The organism is Bradyrhizobium sp. DOA1 (genome assembly GCF_001593325.1).
Classification (GTDB): Bacteria; Pseudomonadota; Alphaproteobacteria; order Rhizobiales; family Xanthobacteraceae; genus Bradyrhizobium.
Window position 1 is genome coordinate 4,589,505 of the sequence record NZ_JXJM01000001.1, and the last position, 2,110, is coordinate 4,591,614.

Below are 2,110 nucleotides of genomic sequence, written 5' to 3' on the forward strand. Positions count from 1 at the left end.
CCAAAGCGGCTGGGGTCCCCGACAGGCCTGGCGTCACCGCCACCCCGCGGCGTTCGTGGCGTGGCTTGGGCCCGTGTTCTGGCCTTACGCCTATTCCGACATCTTCAACTACACGTTCTGGTCCTATGGCTACGAGCCCGGATATTGGGCGTACGCCTATGACGACTTCGTCGACACCGTGTTCTGGGGTGGTGACGGCCCCTATTCCGCCTATGCCAGCACCAACCCGTATGACTATCCGCAAGGCGGCGGCGGCAGCCGCGCACGCCAGCGTGCCAGCGTGAGCCCGCAGACGCTTCAGCAATTGTGCGCCACGCCGGACAAGGGCGTGACCGCCTGGCCACTCGCCGATATCGCACGGGCGGTGCGGCCGACGCCGGAGCAACGCACACTGCTCGATGAGCTCAAGACGGCGGCGGCCAACGCCGCCGGCGTGTTCAAGGACTCCTGCACGGAGACTTATGCACTGACTCCCCCTGGCCGCTTGCGGGCGATGATGAACCGCATCAGCGCGACGCTTGAAGCCGTCAAGATCGTTCGACCGGCACTGGAGAACTTCTACAACTCGCTCAGTGACGAACAGAAGGCCAGCTTCAACGCGCTTGGTCCCAATGTCGGCGAGCGCTCGCCGCAACAGCAGGAGGCCAGTGCCGAAGGGTGCGACGATCCGAAGTCCGGGCTCACGCAGTTGCCGATCCAGAGGATCGAGGCTGTGCTCCACCCCGCAGGTAAGCAGAAGGAGGCGCTCGACCGCCTCAGCGAAGCGACGGCGAAGGGCGTTGAGGGCCTACAGGCGGCCTGTCCGAACGATGCCCCGCTGACACCGGTCGGACGGCTGGAGACGATGCAGCACCGGCTCGAGGCCATGCTGACGGCCGCCAAGCTGGTCGAGCCCGCCCTCGACGAGTTCTATGCCACGCTGAGCAGCGAGCAAAAGGCGCGCTTCAACACGCTGCAGCAGGTCGCAAGCCCGTGAGGTAGCGATCAAACTCCGAACCACGGCGAGACGCCGCGATGGGCCAGAAGCGCCAGTCGTCAACGAGGGGAACGATGCAACGCATCCGCCCTCTCAACTGAGGCGGTCTCCCTCTTCCTCGCGTTGCCACTGTGGCCGACGCAGGGGCCTGAAGTCGGGCAGGCATGCGATCGCGTGTTCCAGCTCTCTTGCGATTGCACTGTAGCGCGTAAGCGTCCGCGCATAGACGTCGCGCTTGAGCTGGCTCCTTGCTGCCTGTTGAAGGCGCTCGCACTCAGCCATTTGCACGCGGAGCAGTTCTAGATGGGCCAGCATCTCTTTCATGGACAGCTAATCTATCCCACCTCAGCTTTGGTTCAACGGCGAACTTGGACAAGCGCCAGGGCAAGCCACGAGAACGTCGGATGAGGTCCGGCAATGGGGTCGGAAGCTGACGCTGGAAGGGCAGCAGGCAAAGTCAGCTATGGGCCAGCAGACAATATTCGATCAGTTCGGTTGCCTAGTTCGTTCGGTATCGTGATGCCAAAGCGATGATTGACTTTTCCTCGCGCCGAAGAAACCGTCCGGCGCGACAATCAAGCAACCGGCACTTTGCTCGCCGACGCCAGCCAAGGCTGTGTCGATCTCGCGCTCACTACTCGCCCGCACAACCGACAGCCGTCGTCCCAGCGCATGCGCTGCCTCCTGCATCGCCTGCACCACAGAGTTGGCGGCAGGATTCCGGATTGATGAGCAAGGTAATGCATCTTTCAGTATGTTCGTTTCTCAAGGCTCGTCCCCGATTGGTAATTGATGAAGGTTCGCGCTTAAGCGGGCGTATAGCTGATGATAATGAGTCCATCGCCCCCGACACCCGGAGTGCCGTCAACACCGGCTCCGTTTTGGCCGCCGCCACCGCCGCCGAAACGTCCGCCGCCACCCGCGACGGACCCGGCTCCGAAGGTACCGCCTCCACCACCGCCTGGGCCAAGGCGACCGCTGAGATTGCTGCCCGGCGCGCCGCTCACTCCCGATGGCCCACCGAATCCTCCTAATCCGCCCTCGCCGGCGCCGCCGGTACTTTCCACTCCCGGAGTGCCGTCGGCGCTCGGCCCCGCCGCCCCACCGCCACCGCCGCCGACGCTGGAGCTGCCC

Annotated in this window: 3 protein-coding genes; 2 read left to right on the forward strand and 1 reads right to left on the reverse strand. The window is 64.3% G+C overall.

All coding sequences use genetic code 11. The features are described from left to right. Positions 1 to 976, forward strand: a 976-nt coding sequence (locus SE91_RS21520; protein WP_197489491.1) for a Spy/CpxP family protein refolding chaperone, incomplete at its 5' end; no start/stop codon positions are given. Between the two features lie 93 nt (positions 977 to 1,069). Here the strand turns inward: SE91_RS21520 and SE91_RS37185 are convergent. Further along, positions 1,070 to 1,300: a hypothetical protein gene (locus SE91_RS37185; RefSeq protein WP_061849022.1), complete on the reverse strand. Its 231-nt coding sequence runs from the start codon at positions 1,298 to 1,300 to the stop codon at positions 1,070 to 1,072. Between the two features lie 404 nt (positions 1,301 to 1,704). Here SE91_RS37185 and SE91_RS36420 point away from each other — a divergent pair, with 404 nt between their 5' ends. Next, positions 1,705 to 2,010 carry a hypothetical protein gene (locus SE91_RS36420; protein ID WP_156489709.1) on the forward strand — a complete coding sequence of 102 codons (306 nt, stop codon included), beginning with the start codon at positions 1,705 to 1,707 and terminating at the stop codon, positions 2,008 to 2,010. Positions 2,011 to 2,110 lie beyond the last annotated feature (100 nt).